Origin of the sequence: Streptomyces sp. NRRL S-378 (assembly GCF_000720645.1) — a bacterium.
GTDB lineage: Bacteria > Actinomycetota > Actinomycetes > Streptomycetales > Streptomycetaceae > Streptomyces.
Genome location: NZ_JOBX01000001.1, coordinates 154,605 through 173,172, shown reverse-complemented (window position 1 = coordinate 173,172; position 18,568 = coordinate 154,605). Strand labels below are relative to the sequence as shown.

Sequence of the window (18,568 nt, the reverse complement as noted above, 5' to 3'; positions counted from 1 at the left end):
ACGACCACTGACACTTCTAGGGACGGGCTAGCGCGTGGCCGAGGCGGCAGACATCCAAGGGGCCTCCCCCGCCCCTGTCCGGCGCCGATGGCTGCGGCGCGCGATCGTCCTGCTCGCCGGGACCCCCGTGCTGGCCGCTCTCGTCTACGCCCCCGCTCCACAGGCCGAGGCCGCGCAGACCTCCTCCGTCGACGTCCAGCTGGTCTCCATGGCCCCCACCGCCCCGGTGAAGGGCGACACCCTCACCATCCAGGGCACGGTGGTCAACACCGGCTCCGAGACGATCACCGACGCCCACGTCGGGCTGCGGGTCGGACCCGCGCTCACGGACCGTTCGTCCATCGACGAGACGGCGGACCGCAACGGCTTCCGGGCCGGCACCGACCCGGGCGAGATCGACTCGGCCTACGCCGTGAAGATCGCCTCCCTGCCGTCCAAGGTCACCCAGAACTTCACCCTCACCGTCCCGGTGAACAAGCTCGAGCTCGACAAGGACGGCGTCTACCAGCTCGGGGTCTCCCTGTCCGGGGTGACCGACAGCCGGCCGTCCGAGCAGGTGCTGGGCATCAAGCGGACCTTCCTGCCCTGGCAGCCCGAGGCGGCCGCCAAGCGCTCGCAGCTCACCTACGTGTGGCCGCTGATCTCCACCACCCGCGTCACGGCCGAGACCGGGTCGGACGAGCTCCAGACGCCGGTCTTCCTCGACGACTCCCTCTCCGAGGAGATCAAGCCCGGCGGCCGCCTGGAACAGATGGTGACGCTCGGCAAGGACCTGCCGATCACCTGGGTCATCGATCCCGACCTGCTGTACACGGTCGACGCGATGACCAAGGGCTACCGGGTCCGCACCGCCAACGGGAAGTCCGTCCAGGGCAAGAACAAGGCCGTCGCCGAACAGTGGCTGAGCTCACTGGAGGCGGCCGTCCAGGGCAAGAAGGTCGTCGCCCTGCCCTTCGCCGACCCCGACCTCGCCTCCCTGGCACACCACGGCAAGGACGTCTCCGGCACCCTCGGACAGCTGCGCCCTGCCACCGACAAGGCCAAGGCCGCCGTCCAGACCGTCCTGCACGTCCCCGCGTCCACCGACTTCTCCTGGCCCGTGAACGGCGCCATCGACCCGGCCATCGTCAACGTGGCCACCTCGGCCGGCGCCCACAACGTCCTGACCCGCAGCGACAGCCTCGTGGAGAGCGGCGCCCTCGGCTACACCCCGTCGGCCGCCCGCCCCATCGGGGCCGGCACCACCGCCGTCGTGGCGGACGCCGAGCTGTCCACCGCCTTCGAGGGCGACATGCTGAACGCCGGCAGCTCCACGCTCGCCGTACAGCGGTTCCTCGCCCACAGCCTCGCGCTCAACCTGCAGAAGACCGACGAGCAGCGCAGCTTCGTCGTGGCCCCGCAGCGGACGCCGACCGTCAGCCAGGCGCAGACGATGGCCGCCGCCGTGCGCGGCCTCCAGGGGGGCCGCTGGACGCAGCCGGCGGACCTCGAGGCGGCCGCCGCCGCCAAGCCCGACCCCGGCGCCGCCACCCAGGTGCCGGGCGCCGGCCAGTACCCGGAGGACCTGCGCAAGCAGGAGCTGCCGGTGTCGGCCTTCGAGAAGATCCGCACCACCCAGAACACGCTCGACCATTTCAAGGTGATCCTCGCCGCACCCGACCGCGTGGAGATCCCCTTCGGCAACACCATCAACCGGGAGATGTCGGCCTCCTGGCGAGGACGCCCCGACGAGGCCCGCCTCTACCGGGACCAGGTGCAGGAATACCTGATCGGTCTCACCGAGAAGGTCAAGGTCATCCCCAAGTCCGACGCCACCCTGTCCGGACACAGCGCCACCATCCCGGTCAGCGTCCAGAACAGCCTCGTGCAGGACGTGCACGACCTGGTCCTGCGGGTGAAGTCCGCCAACCCGTCCCGCCTGATGTTCGGCGACAGCGGCCAGGCGGAGCAGCAGGTCACCGTGCAGGGAGACCACACCCAGACGGTGAAGTTCCCCGCCAACGCCACCGCGAGCGGACCTGTCGAGGTCACCGCGCAGCTCTTCACCAAGGACGGCATTCCTTACGGCAAGGAACGCCGGTTCACCGTGGAGGCCACCGAGATCACTCCCACCGTGATGCTCGTGATCGCCGGCGGCGTGCTCCTCCTGGTCCTGGCAGGCATCAAGATGTACGCCAGTCGCAAGCGTGTCGCGGCCCGCGCCGCCGCCGAGGAGAGCACGCAGCCGAGTGACGAGTCCCCGGACACCGAACCGCAAAGCACCGAGGGGTCCGGCACGAGTGAGACAGTGGACCGTTGAGCGATGCCGTGGCCGGTCGGCCTGGGGACGATGAGGTGGGGTTTCGATGAACGCGCCGTACGACGGTGACCGCGCGCAGGGCACTGGCGGGCCTGCGCCCTCCCAGGGCACTGCCCCGGGCGCCCCGGTGCCCGGGCAGGTTCCCCTGCCCGCGCCCGCGCCTGACCGTGACCCGTATGTCCAGGATGCCTACGACTACGACCCGTACCGGTCCCAGGACCTCTCCGCCCAGGACCCCGTCGGCGAGGTCCTCTACGACCGTGCCGCGCACCCGCCGCCGCCCCCCGGCACCTTCCAGGAGCCCGGTCCGCTCTACGCGGCCCCGACCGCACCCATGTACTCCCCCGACCCGCGCGTCTGGGCCCAGACCCCGCCGCCGGAGCCGGACGGCCCCTCACGGCACCTGCCGTACGGCGACCGTGCCGCCACCACCGAGTTCGTGGGCGTGGACTCCCTCGTCACACGGGCCTCGGAGGAGCAGCCCGAACCGGATGCCTTCGCCCACCTCTACCGGGACCAGGAGGCGGCGCCCCGTACCCCCACCGAGGACGCCCCCGTCGCGGCACCGGCTCCGAGCAAGCCGGCCGGCCGCGCCGCGAGCCTGCTGAAGTCCAGCGCACTCATGGCCGCGGGCACGATCGTCTCCCGCATCACCGGATTCCTCAGAACCCTGGTCATCGCCGCGGCGATCGGCGTCGGCACCTTCAACGACACGTACCAGATCGCCAACACGCTGCCCACGATGATCTACGTCCTGGTCGGCGGCGGCGCCCTCAACGCGGTCTTCATCCCGCAGCTGGTCCGCGCGATGAAGAACGACGACGACGGGGGAGAGGCATACGCCAACCGGCTGCTGACCCTCGTCGTGGTCCTGCTGGCCGGCATCACCACCATCTGCGTCCTGGCCGCCCCGGTGTTCATCACGATGATGTCGCCGAAGATCGCCTCCGACCCGCAGCAGATGGACGTGGCCGTCGCCTTCGCGCGCTACTGCCTGCCCACCATGTTCTTCATGGGCGTGCACGTGGTGCTCGGTCAGATCCTGAACGCCCGCGGCCGGTTCGGCGCGATGATGTGGACCCCGGTCCTCAACAACATCGTGGTCATCGCCACCTTCGGCGCCTTCATCTGGGCCTTCGGCGGCTTCACCACCTCCGGCGTCAACGCCACCACGGTCACCCCGGAAGGCATCCGCCTGCTGGGTCTGGGCACTCTGCTCGGCCTGACCGTCCAGGCCCTCGCAATGCTCCCGTACCTGCGCGACGCCGGCTTCAAGCCACGCCTGCGCTTCGACTGGAAGGGCCACGGCCTCGGCAAGGCCGCCCGCCTGGCCAAGTGGACGTTCTTCTTCGTCCTCGCCAACCAGGTCGGCCTCGTCATCGTCACCCAGCTCGCCACCTGGGCCGGTGCGGTCGCCGAGAAGCAGGGCCACCCCGGCACCGGTATCACCGCCTACAACTACGCACTGCTGCTGTGGCAGATGCCGCAGGCGATCATCACCGTCTCCGTCATGACGGCCGTCCTGCCCCGTATCTCCCGCTCCGCGCACGACGGGGACGCCGCCGCGGTCCGCGACGACATCTCCTACGGACTGCGCACCTCGGCCGTCGCGATCGTGCCCTGCGCCTTCGCGTTCCTCGCGCTCGGCGTCCCGATGGCCACCCTGCTGTACGCGGGCTCCGGCGCCGGCGCCCAGAACATCGGCTACGTCCTGATGGCCTTCGGCCTCGGACTGATCCCGTACTCCGTCCAGTACGTCGTCCTGCGCGGCTTCTACGCCTACGAGGACACCCGGACGCCCTTCTACAACACCGTCATCGTCGCCGCCGTCAACGCGGCGGGCTCGGCGATCTCCTTCTTCGTCCTCCCCTCCCGCTGGGCCGTCGTCGGCATGGCCGCCTCCTACGGTCTCGGCTACGCCGTGGGTGTCGGCGTGGCCTGGCGCCGCCTGCGTACCCGGCTCGGCGGCGACCTCGACGGAGCCCACGTGATGCGGACCTACGCCCGCCTCACCGGGGCCTGCGTCCCGGCGGCCGTGGTGGCCGGCGCCGCCGCCTACGGGGTCACCCAGTGGCTCGGCAGCGGAGTTCTCGGTTCCGCCACGGCCCTGGTCGCCGGCGGTATCGCCCTGGCTGCCGTCTTCCTCATCGCCGCCAAGCGGATGCGGATCGAAGAGCTCAACGCGATGGTCGGAATGGTCCGCGGACGTTTGGGGCGCTGATGCGCACAACCGTCGCCCCCTTTCGTGTGTCGTGCATAGCGTCGGACTGTGGGCACAATTGGCATGGCTTCGCAGACTGGCCTACAGCGCGCAACGGATGGGGAGGCAGGAACGACGGTGGCGGAACGTAGCACGGCTGCCGTCGACGTGGCCGACAACGACGGTGACGAGCCGTCTGCCGCTCAGGCGGCGAGGGCCACGTCCGACGGGGTGGACACCCAGAACGGACGAGCCGCGGACGGACCCATGCCCGACAAGGACGGCGAACGCACGAACACGGCCTCCACGGCCGCACCCGAACTCCACAGCGGCCACAAGCTCGCCAGACGCTACCGGCTGGAAGAGTGCGTCACCCGTGTGGACGGATTCAGCAGTTGGCGCGCAATGGACGAGAAGCTGCGCCGGGCCGTGGGTGTGCACCTCATGCCCTCCGACCACTCGCGGGCGCGCTCGGTCCTGGCCGCCGCCCGCTCGTCCGCGCTCCTCGGCGACCCGCGCTTCGTGCAGGTGCTCGATGCCGTGGAGGAGAACGACCTCGTCTACGTCGTCCACGAGTGGCTGCCCGACGCCACCGAGCTCACCGCCCTGCTCGCCGCCGGCCCGCTGGAGGCCCACGAGGCCTACCAGCTCGTCAGCCAGGTCTCCCAGGCGATGGCAGCCGCACACCGCGAGGGCCTCGCTCACCTGCGGCTGACGCCGAGCGCCATACTGCGCACCTCCACGGGCCAGTGGCGCATCCGCGGCCTCGCCGTGAACGCGGCGCTGCGCGGGATCACCAGTGAGACCCCGCAGCGCGCCGACACCGAGGCCATCGGTGCCCTGCTGTACGCCGCCCTCACCCAGCGCTGGCCCTACGAGAGCGACGCGTACGGCCTGGCCGGGCTGCCCAAGGGGGTCGGCCTGATCGCCCCCGACCAGGTCCGCGCAGGCGTCCACCGGGGCCTGGGCGAGCTCGCCATGCGCGCTCTGGCCAACGACGGGGCCACCGCCTCCCGTCAGGAGCCGGCCTGCACCACCCCGGAAGAGCTGTCCAAGGCCGTGGCCGCGATGCCCCGCATCCGGCCGCCGGAGCCCGCCTTCACGGCCCCGCCGGAATACCAGCACACCACCTACCAGCAGGGCAGCTACGGCCGCACCACGCCCGTCGGCATGACCACCGTCCAGAGCCTGCCCGTCGCGCCTCCGCCGCCGCCCCTGCAGAGCCGTACCGGCCGCGCGCTGAAGTGGGGCGTCGCCGCCCTGCTCATTGCCGCCCTCGGCCTGGGCAGCTGGCAGCTGGCCGACACCCTCCTGGAACGCGGCACCCAGAAGGGCAACAGCGGCACGAGCAACAACACCAAGCCCGGCACGGCCGACGACGACCCGAAGGCCGAGCCCGGCGAGCAGCTGCCGCTGGCACACGCCAGGGTCCTCGCCATAGGCGGCGACGACCAGGTGAAGCCCGAACTCGCCGCGAAAGCCATCGACGGCAGCGCGGAACCGGGCTGGGTCACCCCGCAGTACCTCGGGTACTCGAACCTCGGCAACCTGCCCGGCCGCAAGGACGGCAGTGGCATCGTCGTGGACCTGGGCAAGGTCAAGGACGTGACGGGGCTCGACGTGGACCTCTACGTCGAGGGACAGAAGGTCCAGGTCCTCGCCGCGCCCGAGGATGCCTCCAACCCGAACTCCCTCTCCGCCTTCTCCCAGCAGCTCACCAAGCTGGAGGTCGCGCCGAAGAAGCTGGCCGCCACCCTCGAGAAGCCGGTTCGCACGCGGTTCGTCCTGATCCACATCACCGATCTGCCGTCCGACGGCGAAGGCGGCTACCGCGGAGGCATCAACGAGATCAGGGTCCTGGGCAAGCCCTCCTAGCCGGTCCGTTCCCGCAGGGTCCGCCGCGCCACCGGCACGGCGGACCCTCGTGTTTCCCGAGCCCAGGCCGTAATCTCCCCCGGGGAGGCGAGGTGTGATGCACGAAGCGAAGGCCGAGGGCACCAGCGACCAGGATCTCCTGGCGCTGCACGCGGCCGGGGATCCTGATGCCTTCGGAGAGCTGGTGCGGCGGCATCGGGATCGGTTGTGGGCCGTGGCGCTGCGGACGCTCGGGGACCGGGAAGAGGCCGCGGACGCCGTGCAGGACGCCCTGGTCTCCGCGTACCGGGCCGCGCACACCTTCCGCGGGGATTCCGCCGTCACCACCTGGCTGCACCGGATCACCGTCAACGCCTGCCTCGACCGAGCCCGTAAGGCCGCCTCGCGCAGGACCGCTCCCCTGGACGACACGGAGCGCTTGGAGCGTCTCCTGGAGCCCCATGAGTCCGCAGAGGCACCCGCGGAACGCCAGGACCTCCACCGCCAGCTCCTGGCCGCACTCAGGACGCTCCCGGACGAGCAGCGGGCCGCGCTGGTCCTCGTCGACATGCAGGGATACCCCGTCGCCGAGGCCGCCGACATCCTCGAAGTGCCCACCGGAACCGTGAAGAGCAGGTGTGCACGCGGCCGGGCGAAACTCCTGCCGCTCCTCACTCATCTGCGCACGAATGCCGGGGATAACACCACCGCCGAGCGGGGAAGGAACCGGACGCCGGGCACGCCCGTCCCACCAGCGGCAGCAGAACCCCGGCAATCAGACCCAGACGCTGTGAAGGGCGGAGGTGGACGACCGTGAGCCCTGCGACTGGCACGCCCGGCACGACCGGCACGATCCGGCATCCGGACGTCTCGGAGATCTCCGACCTGACCGAAGGGCTGCTCTCCCCGTCCCGGACTGCGGAGATCCGCCGCCATCTCGACGGCTGCGCCCTGTGCGCCGACGTCCGCTCCTCCCTGGAGGAGATCCGCGGCCTCCTCGGCACCCTGCCCGGGCCTGCCCGCATGCCCGGCGACATCGCCGGACGGATCGACGCGGCCCTAGCCGCCGAGGCCCTGCTCGACGCGACCCAGCCGCGGGACGAAGCCGCGCCGGCCCCCCGTCCCCGCACGACGGAACGCGCCGTTTCACGTGAAACAGCGCCCGTCGGTCACCCGACCGGCCCAACCGGTCCCGGGCGACGCCGCGCCCGCCGTCGGATGGCCGTCCTCGGCGGCCTGGCCGGCGCCGCCACATGCGCCCTCGGCGTCTTCCTCTTCGTCGACTTCGCCGGCACCCCCCACCCCAACAGCGCGGCTTCGGACTCGGCAGCCCACCCGCCCGCCAGCGCGGCTGCCGGCGGTACCTACACGGCACAGGGTCTGCAGGGCAGCGTGCAGCGGCTCATCGCCTCCGGAGCGGCTGCCAAGACCGACCCCGGCGAGCAGAACAACACGTACGGGGTGGAGGAAACCACCGGCGCCCCCGGTGTCGCTCCCGGCGACAAGCGGGCGGTGTCCGCGGTTCCCCCCTGCGTCCAGGACGCCACCAGCCGCTCCGAGGCCCCGCTCGCCGCCGAACGCGGCAGCTACCAGGGCGCTGCCGTCTACCTCCTCGTCCTGCCGCACCCGGACGACGCCTCCCGCGTGGACGCCTACCTCGTCGACACCACGTGCGAGAGCACCGCTTCAGGCACGCCGGGAAAGGTCCTCCTGAAGAACACCTATCCCCGATAGCTGACCCGTTCAGGTCCGCTGCGACGGGTGGGGAATGCGGGCGCCGTAGGATCCGTTGGGTGGGGTGAGAGTCCGCACCGGCCCCCGGTAGGCAGCACGCAGTCCGCAGAGACGAGGAAGAAACCCGTGAGCGACGTTCGAAACGTGATCATCATCGGCTCCGGGCCGGCCGGTTACACCGCCGCCCTGTACACCGCACGCGCTTCGCTCAAGCCCCTGGTCTTCGAAGGTGCCGTCACCGCGGGTGGCGCCCTGATGAACACCACCGAGGTGGAGAACTTCCCCGGGTTCCAGGACGGCATCATGGGCCCGGACCTCATGGACAACATGCGTGGCCAGGCCGAGCGCTTCGGTGCCGAGCTGGTTCCGGACGACATCGTGTCCGTGGACCTCACCGGTGAGATCAAGACCGTGACCGACACCGCCGGCACCGTGCACCGCGCGAAGGCCATCATCGTCACCACCGGTTCGCAGCACCGCAAGCTCGGCCTGCCCAACGAGGACGCGCTCTCCGGTCGCGGTGTCTCCTGGTGCGCCACCTGCGACGGCTTCTTCTTCAAGGACCACGACATCGCCGTCGTCGGCGGCGGTGACACCGCGATCGAGGAAGCCACCTTCCTCTCCCGCTTCGCCAAGTCCGTCACGATCGTCCACCGCCGTGACAGCCTGCGCGCCTCCAAGGCCATGCAGGACCGCGCGTTCGCCGACCCGAAGATCAAGTTCGCCTGGGACAGCGAGGTCTCCGAGATCCACGGCGACCAGAAGCTCTCCGGCCTCACCCTGCGCAACACCAAGACCGGTGAGACCTCCGAGCTGCCCGTGACCGGCCTCTTCATCGCCGTCGGCCACGACCCGCGCACCGAGCTCTTCAAGGACCAGCTGGACCTCGACGACGAGGGCTACCTCAAGGTCGAAGCCCCCTCCACCCGCACCAGCGTCACCGGCGTGTTCGGCGCCGGCGACGTCGTGGACCACACGTACCGTCAGGCCATCACCGCCGCGGGCACCGGTTGCTCCGCCGCCCTCGACGCCGAGCGCTTCCTCGCCGCCCTCGCGGACGCCGAGAAGGCGCACGCAGCGGTCTGACCGGTCCCACCCCCGCACCAGCCCCACACCCCACCCCGCAGGAAGAACAAGGAGGCCGCTGTGGCCGGCACCCTCAAGAACGTGACCGACGCCGACTTCGACGCCGAGGTCCTCAGGAGCGACAAGCCCGTACTGGTCGACTTCTGGGCCGCCTGGTGCGGACCGTGCCGCCAGATCGCGCCGTCCCTCGAGGCCATCGCCGCCGAGTACGGCGACCAGATCGAGATCGTCAAGCTCAACATCGACGAGAACCCGGCCACCGCCGCCAAGTACGGCGTCATGTCCATCCCGACGCTGAACGTCTACCAGGGTGGCGAGGTCGCCAAGACCATCGTCGGCGCCAAGCCGAAGGCCGCCATCCTGCGCGACCTCGCTGACTTCGTCGAGGTCAAGACCGCCTGACCGCGGCCATGTTTCACGTGAAACGGGCCCGCCCCCTCCAAGGGGCGGGCCCGTTTCGCATAGGCCGTCAGAGCCTCACGTGCCTCGTCAGAGAGGCCGTAGTGCCGGCTCCTTGCGCGCGGCTCCCAGCAACCGGTCCAGGGCGAGCTCGACGTCTTCCTTCCAGGACAGGGTCGACCTCAGCTCCAGTCGCAGCCGCGGATGGGCCGGATGAGGCCGTACGGTCTTGAAGCCCACCGCCAGGAGATGGTCCGCCGGCAGCAGGCAGGCCGGACCCTCCCACCGTGCGTCCCCGAACGCCTCGATCGCCCGGAACCCCCTGCGCAGCAGGTCCTTGGCCACCGTCTGCACCATGACGCGGCCCAGCCCCTGCCCCTGGTATCCGGGCATGATCCATGCGGTGATCAGCTGTACGGCGTCCGGTGAGACCGGACTCGTCGGGAAGGCCGTGGCCCGGGGAACGTACGCCGGCGGCGCGTACAGCACGAAGCCGACCGGGACCTCGTCCACGTAGACCACACGGCCGCAGGATCCCCACTCCAGCAGGACAGCGGAGATCCACGCCTCCTTCTCCGTCGCCGAGGTGCCCGCCTTCACGGCGGCCTCACCGCTGACCGGGTCCAGTTCCCAGAAGACGCAGGACCGGCAACGTCGGGGCAGATCCTGGAGGTTGTCCAGCGTGAGCGGTACCAGCCGACGACCCATGACGGCATCGTATCCACTGGTCCAGCGTTCTTCGACAGCAAGCGAAGGGGCGGATCGCGCCGTTTCACACCGGCAGGATCCGCCCCTCGGCCGACCGGGAGGTCACTCCCCGGAGAGACCCTGATCCAGCACCCGGCCCTCGCCCGGTGCCAACGTGCCCAGGATCCGCTCCAGATCCTCCATCGAAGCGAACTCGACGGTGATCTTGCCCTTCTTCTGCCCGAGATCAACCTTCACCCGGGTCTCGAACCGGTCCGAGAGTCGCGTCGCCAGCTCGCTGAGCGCCGGTGACACCCGGGCTCCCGCGCGCGGGCCCTTCGGCTTCACCGCGCTCGAAGACTCCGAGGCCATCAGCGTCACGATCTCCTCGACCGCGCGCACCGACAGTCCCTCGGCGACGATCCGGTGGGCGAGCCGGTCCTGTTCCGCGGAGTCCTCCACCGAGAGCAGCGCACGCGCGTGCCCTGCCGACAGCACCCCGGCAGCCACCCGGCGCTGCACCGGCGGCGACAGCTTCAGCAGCCGCAGGGTGTTCGACACCTGGGGACGTGAACGACCGATCCGGTCGGCCAGCTGGTCGTGCGTGCAGTTGAAGTCCTGGAGCAGCTGGTCGTAGGCCGCGGCCTCTTCCAGCGGGTTCAGTTGCGCCCGGTGCAGGTTCTCCAGGAGGGCGTCCAGCAGGAGCTTCTCGTCGTCCGTCGCACGGATGATCGCCGGGATGGCCTCGAGCCCGGCCTCCCGACAGGCACGCCAGCGCCGCTCACCCATGATCAGCTCATAGCGACCGGGGGACGCCTGGCGCACCACCACCGGCTGGAGCAGGCCCACCTCCTGGATAGAGGTGACCAGCTCGGCGAGGGCGTCCTCGTCGAACACCTCCCGCGGCTGCCGCGGGTTGGGCGTGATCGCGTCCATCGGAAGCTCCGCGAACGTCGCTCCCGCCACCAGGTTCGCTTCCGGCTCCGGACCCGGCTCATCCACCGGAAGGACCGCAAGCGATGTTTCACGTGAAACATCGGCCTGGGCCAGAGCCGCGAGCTTCGCCGCCGCGATGCCGCGCTCGGACGTCAGCTCCGGTACCGCCGCCGGGGAGGTGGCACCGGCACTGCTCGCCGGCAGCGTCTTCTCCTGCGGAGCCTGCGGGATCAGTGCAGCGAGCCCCCGTCCCAGCCCTCTACGTCGTTCACTCACTGGATCCCCTCCGCCACACTCTGCGTGCCGTTCATGCCCGTGCCCAGATGGGCGTGCTGGGACTCGTACTGCATTCCGACCCCCCGATACGCGATCTCCCGCGCCGCCTCCAGATAGGAGAGGGAACCGCTGGAACCCGGGTCATACGTGAGCACCGTCTGCCCATAGCTCGGTGCCTCCGAGATGCGCACCGAGCGGGGGATGCTCGTGCGCAGCACCTCCTTGCCGAAGTGGCTGCGCACCTCCTCCGCCACCTGCGATGCCAGCCGGGTCCTGCCGTCGTACATCGTCAGCAGGATGGTCGACACGTGGAGAGAAGGGTTGAGGTGGGCCCGCACCAGATCGACGTTGCGCAGCAGCTGGCCCAGTCCCTCCAGCGCGTAGTACTCGCACTGGATCGGAATCAGCACCTCGGCGCCGGCCACCAGGGCGTTCACCGTCAGCAGTCCGAGTGAGGGCGGGCAGTCGATCAGGATGTAGTCGAGCGGCTGATCGTACGCCTGGATCGCCCGCTGGAGGCGGCTCTCCCTCGCCACCAGCGACACCAGCTCGATCTCGGCACCCGCCAGATCGATCGTGGCGGGAGCACAGAAGAGGCCCTCGACGTCCACGACCGGCTGGACGACCTCCATGAGCGGTCGGCTGTCCACGAGCACGTGGTAGATGGACGGCACATCGGCGTGGTGGTCGATACCCAGTGCGGTGGACGCGTTCCCCTGCGGGTCGAGGTCGACCACGAGGACCCGAGCTCCGTTCAGAGCCAGCGAGGCCGCCAGGTTCACGGTCGTCGTGGTCTTGCCCACGCCGCCCTTCTGGTTGGCGACCACCATGACACGGGTCTGCTCCGGGCGCGGCATGACCGCACCAGAGCGCCCCATGGCCTCCACCGCCAGCTGGGCGGCTCTGCCGAGGGGGGTCTCATTGTCTACAAGGGGTGGGGGCGATGTTTCACGTGAAACATCCTCACCCACCTGTTCAGAGCGGGGACCGGGGACCGGGTCGGCCATCGGCCCCGCGAGGTTGGCGTCGGACCGCACGGTGTCACTCTCCTCGACATCAGGCTCGCGATGAACAGAGCCTGCCATGTCACCGGGGTCGCGAACCAGCGGGGCCCGTACTCCTGTGGATGAATCCACCGATGTGGACAACTCCGTCCCCCTTGCGTCCTTGCGTTGGAGGGGGGACGCAGCCGCACGACCGCGGCTGATGATTCCGTGCAGCAGAGAGCGACGTTTCACGTGAAACACGATGCCCGGACGGAGTCTTCAGGCCTCTACGACACTCCGAAATCCATACCTATAGGGCCCAACCCAGACGAAATCTCCGCATGGGCCCCACACAGCCAGTGAATCAACGACGGCGACGAGACCGTCCGACCCTGGCGGCCTTAGCCCGCTTGGCCGCGAACCTCACCCCACCGGGGCTTTCTCCGACCTCGACCCGGACCACCGTCGACAGCGGGTCCACCAGGCCCTCGCCCACCTGCAGCACCGAGGTCTTCACCACACCCAGCTTCGTCAGCGCCGTCTTGGCGGACACCAGCTCTTCCTCGGCAGTGTCGCCCTTGAGTGCCAGCATCTCTCCGTACGGACGCAGCAGGGGAACGCCCCAGCCGGCCAGCCGGTCCAGCGGAGCCACCGCCCGCGCCGTCACCACGTGCACCGGCTGCAGCTTGCCGAGGACCTCCTCGGCCCGCCCGCGCACCACCGTGACGTGGTCGAGGCCGAGCAGTTCCACGGCCTCCTGGAGGAAGGTCGTCCGCCGGAGCAGCGGCTCCAGCAGTGTGATCTTGAGATCCCGCCGCACCAGGGCGAGCGGAATGCCGGGCAGGCCCGCACCCGAGCCCACGTCGCACACGGTGACGCCCTGGGGCACCACCTCCGAGAGCACTGCGCAGTTCAGCAGGTGCCGCTCCCACAGCCGCGGCACCTCGCGCGGCCCGATCAGGCCGCGCTTGACTCCCGCGTCCGCGAGCAGCTCCGCATACCGCACAGCTTCCGGGAAAAACTCACCGAACACCGCGCGCGCCTCTTCGGGCGCCTCGGGAAGCTCAGCTGCCTCCGTCACGGGACCGTCCTTCCGTACCTCGTGGTCCTGCAGACCACGTATTCAAGATGCCGCGTCGTTCACATGCCAGGCTGACAAACTTCGGCCCCGCCTGCGACACAGACGGGGCCGAACACTCATGCCGGCGATCAGGCCGGGAGCACAACGACGAAGCGCTGCGGCTCCTCGCCCTCCGACTCGCTCCGCAGACCGGCGGCCGCCACGGCGTCGTGGACGACCTTCCGCTCGAACGGGGTCATCGGAGCCAGCTTCAGCGGCTCGCCGGACGCCTTCACGTCCGCCGCCGCCTTCGCGCCCAGGGCCGCCAGTTCCTCGCGCTTCTTCGCACGGAACCCGGCAATGTCGAGCATCAGCCGGCTGCGGTCCCCGGTCTCCCGGTGGACGGCCAGACGCGTCAGCTCCTGCAGGGCCTCCAGGACCTCACCGTCGCGACCCACGAGCTTCTGCAGGTCGCGGCTGGCGGAGTCACTGACGATTGACACCGCGGCCCGGTCGGCCTCGACGTCCATGTCGATGTCGCCGTCCAGGTCTGCGATGTCCAGCAGACCCTCGAGGTAGTCGGCCGCGATCTCACCCTCCTGCTCGAGGCGGGTCAGGGTGTCGCCACTCTCAGCGGCGGCGGTGGTGGTGCCTTCCGTCACGGGAGGGACTCCTTCTTACTTCTTGGGAGAGGGCTTGCTGGGCGTCTGGCGCTGCGACTTCGTCTGCCGCTTCGGCTGCTGCCGCTTCGCGGCACCGCCGCTCGCAGCATCCGAGTCCGCCGTGGCCTCGGAACTCTTGATCACGGAACCGTCCGCCTGAGCGGCCAGGCCCTGCTTGGACAGGGACGTGATGAACTTCCGCTCGATGTCGTTGCGGTCCGGACCCTTGGCCACGATGGCAGCGACGATCTTCTTCTTGCCCCGGCCCTTGACCTCACCGTGCGAGGTGGCGTGCTTGAGCAGCCGCGTCAGGTACTGGTCCTGCGCCTTGCTGCCCGGCGTCGGGTTCTGGTTGATCACGTACATCTGCTGACCCATGGTCCAGACGTTGGTGGTCAGCCAGTAGACGAGGACACCGACGGGGAAGTTGATACCCATGACCGCGAAGATCACCGGGAAGATGTACATCAGCATCTTCTGCTGCTGCATGAAGGGCGTCTTGACCGACAGGTCGACGTTCTTCTGCATCAGCTGACGCTGGGTGTAGAACTGCGACAGCGACATCAGGACGATCATGACCGCGGTCACGATCCGGACGTCCGTCAGCGAGGCGCCGAGGGCGGCGACCTTCTCGGAGCTGTCCATGAACTTGGCGGCGATCGGCGCGCCGAAGATCTTGGCCTCACGGGCGCTGTCGACGAGCTGCTGGTTCAGGACGCCGATGGTCTTGCCGTCGGCGATGTTCGCCAGCACGTGGTACAGCGCGAAGAAGAACGGCGACTGCGCCAGGATGGGAAGGCACGAGGAGAGCGGGTTGGTACCCGTCTCCTTGTACAGCTTCATCATCTCTTCGGACTGACGCTGCTTGTCGTTCTTGTAGCGCTCCTGGATCGCCTTCATCTTCGGCTGGAGCGCCTGCATGCCACGCGTCGCCTTGATCTGCTTCACGAAGAGCGGGATCAGGCAGATACGGATCAAGACCACCAGGGACACGATGGACAGGCCCCAGGCCCATCCGCTGTCCGGCCCGAAGACCGCCCCGTACAGCGAGTGGAACTGAACGATGATCCATGAAACGGGTGTGGTGATAAAGCTGAACAGACCGGCGATCGTGTCCACTAATCAGGCTCCTTGAGCATTGCGAGATCTACGCAACGCACTGCGCAGCTGCTCGTGCCAACGCGGGCGTTTACGGGGTGGGACATGGTCCACGCCGCCCGGGGACCACGGATTGCACCGCAGGATCCGCCAGGCGGTCAGCGCTGTCCCCTTCACCGCACCATGCCGGTCGATGGCCGTGTACCCGTAGTGCGAACACGACGGGTAGTAGCGGCACACCGGCCCGAGCAGCGGACTGATCGTCCACTGGTACAGCTTGATCAAAGCGAGCAGCGGGTACTTCATCGAGCCACGCCTCCCAGGAGCCGCACCAGAGCGGCATCCAGGTCCCGGGCCAGTTCGTCGGGGCCGGCCTCGCCCGCTCCGGGCAACGCTCGTACCACCACCAGGCTACCGGCGGGCAGCTGCGACAGCCGCTCGCGGACCAGATGGCGAAGACGGCGCTTCACCCGGTTCCGTACGACGGCATTGCCGACGGCCTTGCTGACGACGAAACCCGCACGCGACGAGGGATCGATCTCCCCCGACTCGTGCGGGTCCGTTGCACCGCTTGTACGTAGGTGGACGACGAGGAGTGGGCGACCGGCCCGGCGTCCTCGGCGTACCGCGCTCGCGAAGTCCTCGCGCCGCCTCAGCCGATTCTCGGGAGACAGCACGACGTCACGACCTGCGCGTTGTTACGCGGAAAGGGCGGCGCGGCCCTTGGAACGACGGTTCGCGAGGATCGCGCGACCGGCACGGGTACGCATCCGCAGGCGGAAGCCGTGGGTCTTGGCGCGACGGCGGTTGTTCGGCTGGAAGGTGCGCTTGCTCACTCGGGGGCTCCAGAGAATGAATCGTTGTGGCGGGACATCGCCTGGCTGTCACCGTGCGCCCACGAGGAAACTCGCGTGTTCGCCCGAGTGGCACCGCTAATGGATCACTATCAGTGACCTTCGCCCATCGGTAGGCAGGCGGCAGCAGCCATCGACAACTCGACCTCGTTACGGTACGCGCGGCTACGCCATCCGGTCAAACCGAGCCTGCCCGACGCCGCACTGTGCACAGGCTGTGGACAACGACTTGAACCGCAGCCTCTGGCCTGACTACCGTTGCTTGACCCCGGATTTTTCGTCCCGACCGTCCCAAAGAACCACACATTCGTGGGACCCCCTGTGAGAGAGCGTGCTCTGTGGCTGACGTACCTGCCGATCTTGCCGCAGTGTGGCCAAGGGTGCTCGAGAAGCTCCTCGGGGAGGGACAGCCGGGCATCGAGCCCAAGGACAAGCAGTGGGTGGAGCGGTGCCAGCCCCTGGCACTCGTCGCCGACACCGCCCTGCTCGCCGTCCCCAACGAGTGGGGCAAGCGCGTCCTCGAAGGCCGCCTCGCCCCGCTGATCAGTGACGCTCTCAGCCGGGAGTGCGGCCGCCCCATCCGGATCGCCATCACGGTGGACGACTCCGCCGGCGAGCCCGCCCCCGCCGCGCCTCCCGCCCAGCAGCCCGGCGGCTACGAACCGTACGGCGGCCAGCGCCCCGGCGGCGGCCCCTCGGACGACCAGCTCCCCACGGCCCGCCCCGCGTACCCGGACTACCAGCAGCCGCGCTCCGAGCCCGGCGCGTGGCCCCGCGGCGGACAGCAGGACGACTACGGCTGGCAGCAGCCGCGCCTGGGCGGCTTCCCCGAGCGCGACCCCTACGCCTCCCCGCAGCCGGGCTACCTCCAGCAGGCCGAGCCCTCGGGCTACGACCAGCAGCAGTACGACCAGCAGCAGTACGACCAGGGCTCCTACGACCAGAAGCAGTACGAGCAGGCCCCGTACGAGCAGCAGCAGTCCCACCAGCCCCACCAGGCCCATCAATACGAGCAGCAGTCCTACGAGCAGCCCGCACCGCGCCAGCCCCCCGGCCGGCCCGCCGCGCCCCCGGCCCCGTCCGGCGGTTCCACCTCCGGCCCGCTGGAGCCGACCGCCCGGCTGAACCCCAAGTACCTGTTCGACACCTTCGTCATCGGTGCGTCCAACCGCTTCGCGCACGCCGCCGCGGTGGCCGTCGCCGAGGCACCGGCGAAGGCCTACAACCCCCTCTTCATCTACGGGGAGTCGGGCCTCGGCAAGACGCACCTGCTGCACGCCATCGGGCATTACGCGCGGAGCCTCTACCCCGGCACCCGCGTGCGGTACGTGAGCTCCGAGGAGTTCACGAACGAGTTCATCAACTCGATCCGCGACGGCAAGGGCGACGCGTTCCGCAAGCGCTACCGCGAGATGGACATCCTGCTCGTCGACGACATCCAGTTCCTCGCGAGCAAGGAGTCGACGCAGGAGGAGTTCTTCCACACCTTCAACACGCTCCACAACGCCAACAAGCAGATCGTCCTCTCCTCCGACCGGCCGCCCAAGCAGCTCGTCACCCTCGAGGACCGGCTCCGCAACCGTTTCGAGTGGGGCCTGATCACGGACGTCCAGCCGCCCGAGCTGGAGACCCGCATCGCGATCCTGCGCAAGAAGGCGGTCCAGGAGCAGCTCAACGCCCCTCCGGAGGTACTGGAGTTCATCGCCTCCCGCATCTCGCGCAACATCCGCGAGCTGGAGGGGGCGCTGATCCGGGTCACGGCCTTCGCGAGCCTCAACCGGCAGCCGGTGGACCTGGGGCTCACCGAGGACGTCCTCAAGAACCTGATCCCGGGCGGCGAGGACAGCGCGCCGGAGATCACGGCCAGCGACATCATGGCGGCCACCGCGGACTACTTCGGCCTGACCGTGGACGACCTGTGCGGCTCCTCGCGCAGCCGGGTCCTGGTCACCGCCCGCCAGATCGCCATGTACCTGTGCCGGGAGCTCACGGACCTGTCGCTGCCGAAGATCGGGGCGCAGTTCGGCGGCCGCGACCACACCACGGTCATGCACGCGGACCGCAAGATCCGGGCTCTGATGGCCGAGCGGCGCTCCATCTACAACCAGGTCACGGAGCTCACCAACCGCATCAAGAACGGCTGAGCGCGGGCGCCGGCCGGCTGGACCGGCGCCGCGTCAGGCCCCTTTCAAACACCCTCAGAGGGCGCTCCCGGTCCACAACGGGGGCGCCCTTCTTCATGCGTGCGCCCCTGACCTGTTCGAATACGCCCCCTGAGGAGCAACTCATCCACAGATTCGGGGACTTTCTTCCGTCCACACCCTGGGGACCGCCCGCGTCGCCCACAATCTGTCCACAGGGGTGACTGTTGAGGATCCATCAGGCCTGGTCAGAACCCTGTGGATTTGTGCGCAAGCGTCATCCACAGGCTGTGGAC

The 18,568-nt window shown here is 69.4% G+C and carries 17 protein-coding genes; 8 read left to right on the top strand and 9 right to left on the bottom strand.

The features are described from left to right. The first annotated feature begins 34 nt into the window (after nucleotides 1–34). The 7 genes from IH80_RS0100845 to trxA all read left to right on the top strand — a co-directional run bounded on the left by IH80_RS0100845 (nucleotide 35) and on the right by trxA (nucleotide 9,575). Nucleotides 35–2,299: a DUF6049 family protein gene (locus tag IH80_RS0100845; protein WP_030956791.1), complete on the top strand. Its 2,265-nt coding sequence runs from the start codon at nucleotides 35–37 to the stop codon at nucleotides 2,297–2,299. Between the two features lie 46 nt (nucleotides 2,300–2,345). Then, nucleotides 2,346–4,520, top strand: coding sequence for a murein biosynthesis integral membrane protein MurJ (gene murJ / locus IH80_RS0100840; RefSeq protein ID WP_030956789.1), 2,175 nt, complete (start codon nucleotides 2,346–2,348; stop codon nucleotides 4,518–4,520). Between the two features lie 117 nt (nucleotides 4,521–4,637). Continuing rightward, entirely contained in the window at nucleotides 4,638–6,374 is a 1,737-nt protein-coding gene (locus IH80_RS0100835; RefSeq protein WP_030956787.1) for a protein kinase family protein, read from the top strand. Nucleotides 6,375–6,471: 97 nt separating this feature from the next. After that, nucleotides 6,472–7,170 (top strand): RNA polymerase sigma factor SigM, encoded by a 699-nt coding sequence (gene sigM, locus IH80_RS0100830; protein WP_030956785.1) that lies wholly within the window; start codon nucleotides 6,472–6,474, stop codon nucleotides 7,168–7,170. Beyond that, complete coding sequence (locus IH80_RS0100825; RefSeq protein ID WP_037878461.1) at nucleotides 7,167–8,087, top strand: zf-HC2 domain-containing protein; 921 nt, start codon at nucleotides 7,167–7,169, stop codon at nucleotides 8,085–8,087. The genes sigM and IH80_RS0100825 overlap by 4 nt, the downstream gene beginning before the upstream one ends. Nucleotides 8,088–8,213: 126 nt before the next feature. After that, a complete protein-coding gene (gene trxB / locus IH80_RS0100820) occupies nucleotides 8,214–9,173 on the top strand; it encodes a thioredoxin-disulfide reductase (RefSeq protein WP_030956778.1) in 960 nt (319 codons plus the stop codon). Between the two features lie 60 nt (nucleotides 9,174–9,233). Next, nucleotides 9,234–9,575 carry a thioredoxin gene (gene trxA / locus IH80_RS0100815; protein WP_030839308.1) on the top strand — a complete coding sequence of 114 codons (342 nt, stop codon included), beginning with the start codon at nucleotides 9,234–9,236 and terminating at the stop codon, nucleotides 9,573–9,575. Between the two features lie 87 nt (nucleotides 9,576–9,662). Here trxA and IH80_RS0100810 read toward each other — a convergent pair whose 3' ends face one another. The 9 genes from IH80_RS0100810 to rpmH all read right to left on the bottom strand — a co-directional run bounded on the left by IH80_RS0100810 (nucleotide 9,663) and on the right by rpmH (nucleotide 16,113). After that, nucleotides 9,663–10,280 carry a GNAT family N-acetyltransferase gene (locus IH80_RS0100810; RefSeq protein ID WP_030956777.1) on the bottom strand — a complete coding sequence of 206 codons (618 nt, stop codon included), beginning with the start codon at nucleotides 10,278–10,280 and terminating at the stop codon, nucleotides 9,663–9,665. A 102-nt stretch (nucleotides 10,281–10,382) separates the two neighbouring features. Further along, a complete protein-coding gene (locus IH80_RS0100805) occupies nucleotides 10,383–11,471 on the bottom strand; it encodes a ParB/RepB/Spo0J family partition protein (RefSeq protein WP_030956776.1) in 1,089 nt (362 codons plus the stop codon). Next, nucleotides 11,468–12,556, bottom strand: a complete 1,089-nt coding sequence (locus tag IH80_RS0100800) for a ParA family protein (protein WP_078906245.1) — start codon at nucleotides 12,554–12,556, stop codon at nucleotides 11,468–11,470. The genes IH80_RS0100805 and IH80_RS0100800 overlap by 4 nt, the downstream gene beginning before the upstream one ends. A 265-nt stretch (nucleotides 12,557–12,821) precedes the next feature. After that, nucleotides 12,822–13,538: a 16S rRNA (guanine(527)-N(7))-methyltransferase RsmG gene (rsmG, locus tag IH80_RS0100795; RefSeq protein ID WP_030817076.1), complete on the bottom strand. Its 717-nt coding sequence runs from the start codon at nucleotides 13,536–13,538 to the stop codon at nucleotides 12,822–12,824. Between the two features lie 128 nt (nucleotides 13,539–13,666). Next, nucleotides 13,667–14,179, bottom strand: coding sequence for a protein jag (locus IH80_RS0100790; RefSeq protein WP_030025736.1), 513 nt, complete (start codon nucleotides 14,177–14,179; stop codon nucleotides 13,667–13,669). Nucleotides 14,180–14,194: 15 nt separating this feature from the next. Then, on the bottom strand, nucleotides 14,195–15,298 hold the full coding sequence (yidC, locus tag IH80_RS0100785; RefSeq protein WP_030956773.1) for a membrane protein insertase YidC: 1,104 nt from the start codon (nucleotides 15,296–15,298) through the stop codon (nucleotides 14,195–14,197). A 3-nt stretch (nucleotides 15,299–15,301) separates the two neighbouring features. Beyond that, the gene (gene yidD / locus IH80_RS41680) at nucleotides 15,302–15,583 is read right to left on the bottom strand and encodes a membrane protein insertion efficiency factor YidD (protein ID WP_076043740.1); all 282 of its coding nucleotides are present in this window, start codon (nucleotides 15,581–15,583) and stop codon (nucleotides 15,302–15,304) included. Continuing rightward, nucleotides 15,580–15,954 carry a ribonuclease P protein component gene (gene rnpA, locus IH80_RS41675; RefSeq protein WP_078906244.1) on the bottom strand — a complete coding sequence of 125 codons (375 nt, stop codon included), beginning with the start codon at nucleotides 15,952–15,954 and terminating at the stop codon, nucleotides 15,580–15,582. Before rnpA ends, yidD begins: the two co-directional genes overlap by 4 nt. A gap of 21 nt (nucleotides 15,955–15,975) precedes the next feature. After that, the gene (gene rpmH, locus IH80_RS0100780) at nucleotides 15,976–16,113 is read right to left on the bottom strand and encodes a 50S ribosomal protein L34 (protein WP_018547628.1); all 138 of its coding nucleotides are present in this window, start codon (nucleotides 16,111–16,113) and stop codon (nucleotides 15,976–15,978) included. 356 nt (nucleotides 16,114–16,469) lie between these two features. On the opposite strand from rpmH, the gene dnaA reads away from it, so the two are divergent. Next, the gene (gene dnaA / locus IH80_RS0100775) at nucleotides 16,470–18,275 is read left to right on the top strand and encodes a chromosomal replication initiator protein DnaA (RefSeq protein ID WP_078906243.1); all 1,806 of its coding nucleotides are present in this window, start codon (nucleotides 16,470–16,472) and stop codon (nucleotides 18,273–18,275) included. Nucleotides 18,276–18,568: the final 293 nt, after the last annotated feature.

What these genes read in the sequence shown, in the direction of transcription:
- murJ (WP_030956789.1), top strand. Translation starts at nt 2,346, where the DNA reads ATGAACGCGCCGTACGACGGTGACCGCGCGCAGGGCACTGGCGGGCCT.
- sigM (WP_030956785.1), top strand. Translation starts at nt 6,472, where the DNA reads ATGCACGAAGCGAAGGCCGAGGGCACCAGCGACCAGGATCTCCTGGCG.
- IH80_RS0100810 (WP_030956777.1), bottom strand. Translation starts at nt 10,280, where the DNA reads ATGGGTCGTCGGCTGGTACCGCTCACGCTGGACAACCTCCAGGATCTG.
- IH80_RS0100800 (WP_078906245.1), bottom strand. Translation starts at nt 12,556, where the DNA reads ATGGCAGGCTCTGTTCATCGCGAGCCTGATGTCGAGGAGAGTGACACC.
- yidD (WP_076043740.1), bottom strand. Translation starts at nt 15,583, where the DNA reads ATGAAGTACCCGCTGCTCGCTTTGATCAAGCTGTACCAGTGGACGATC.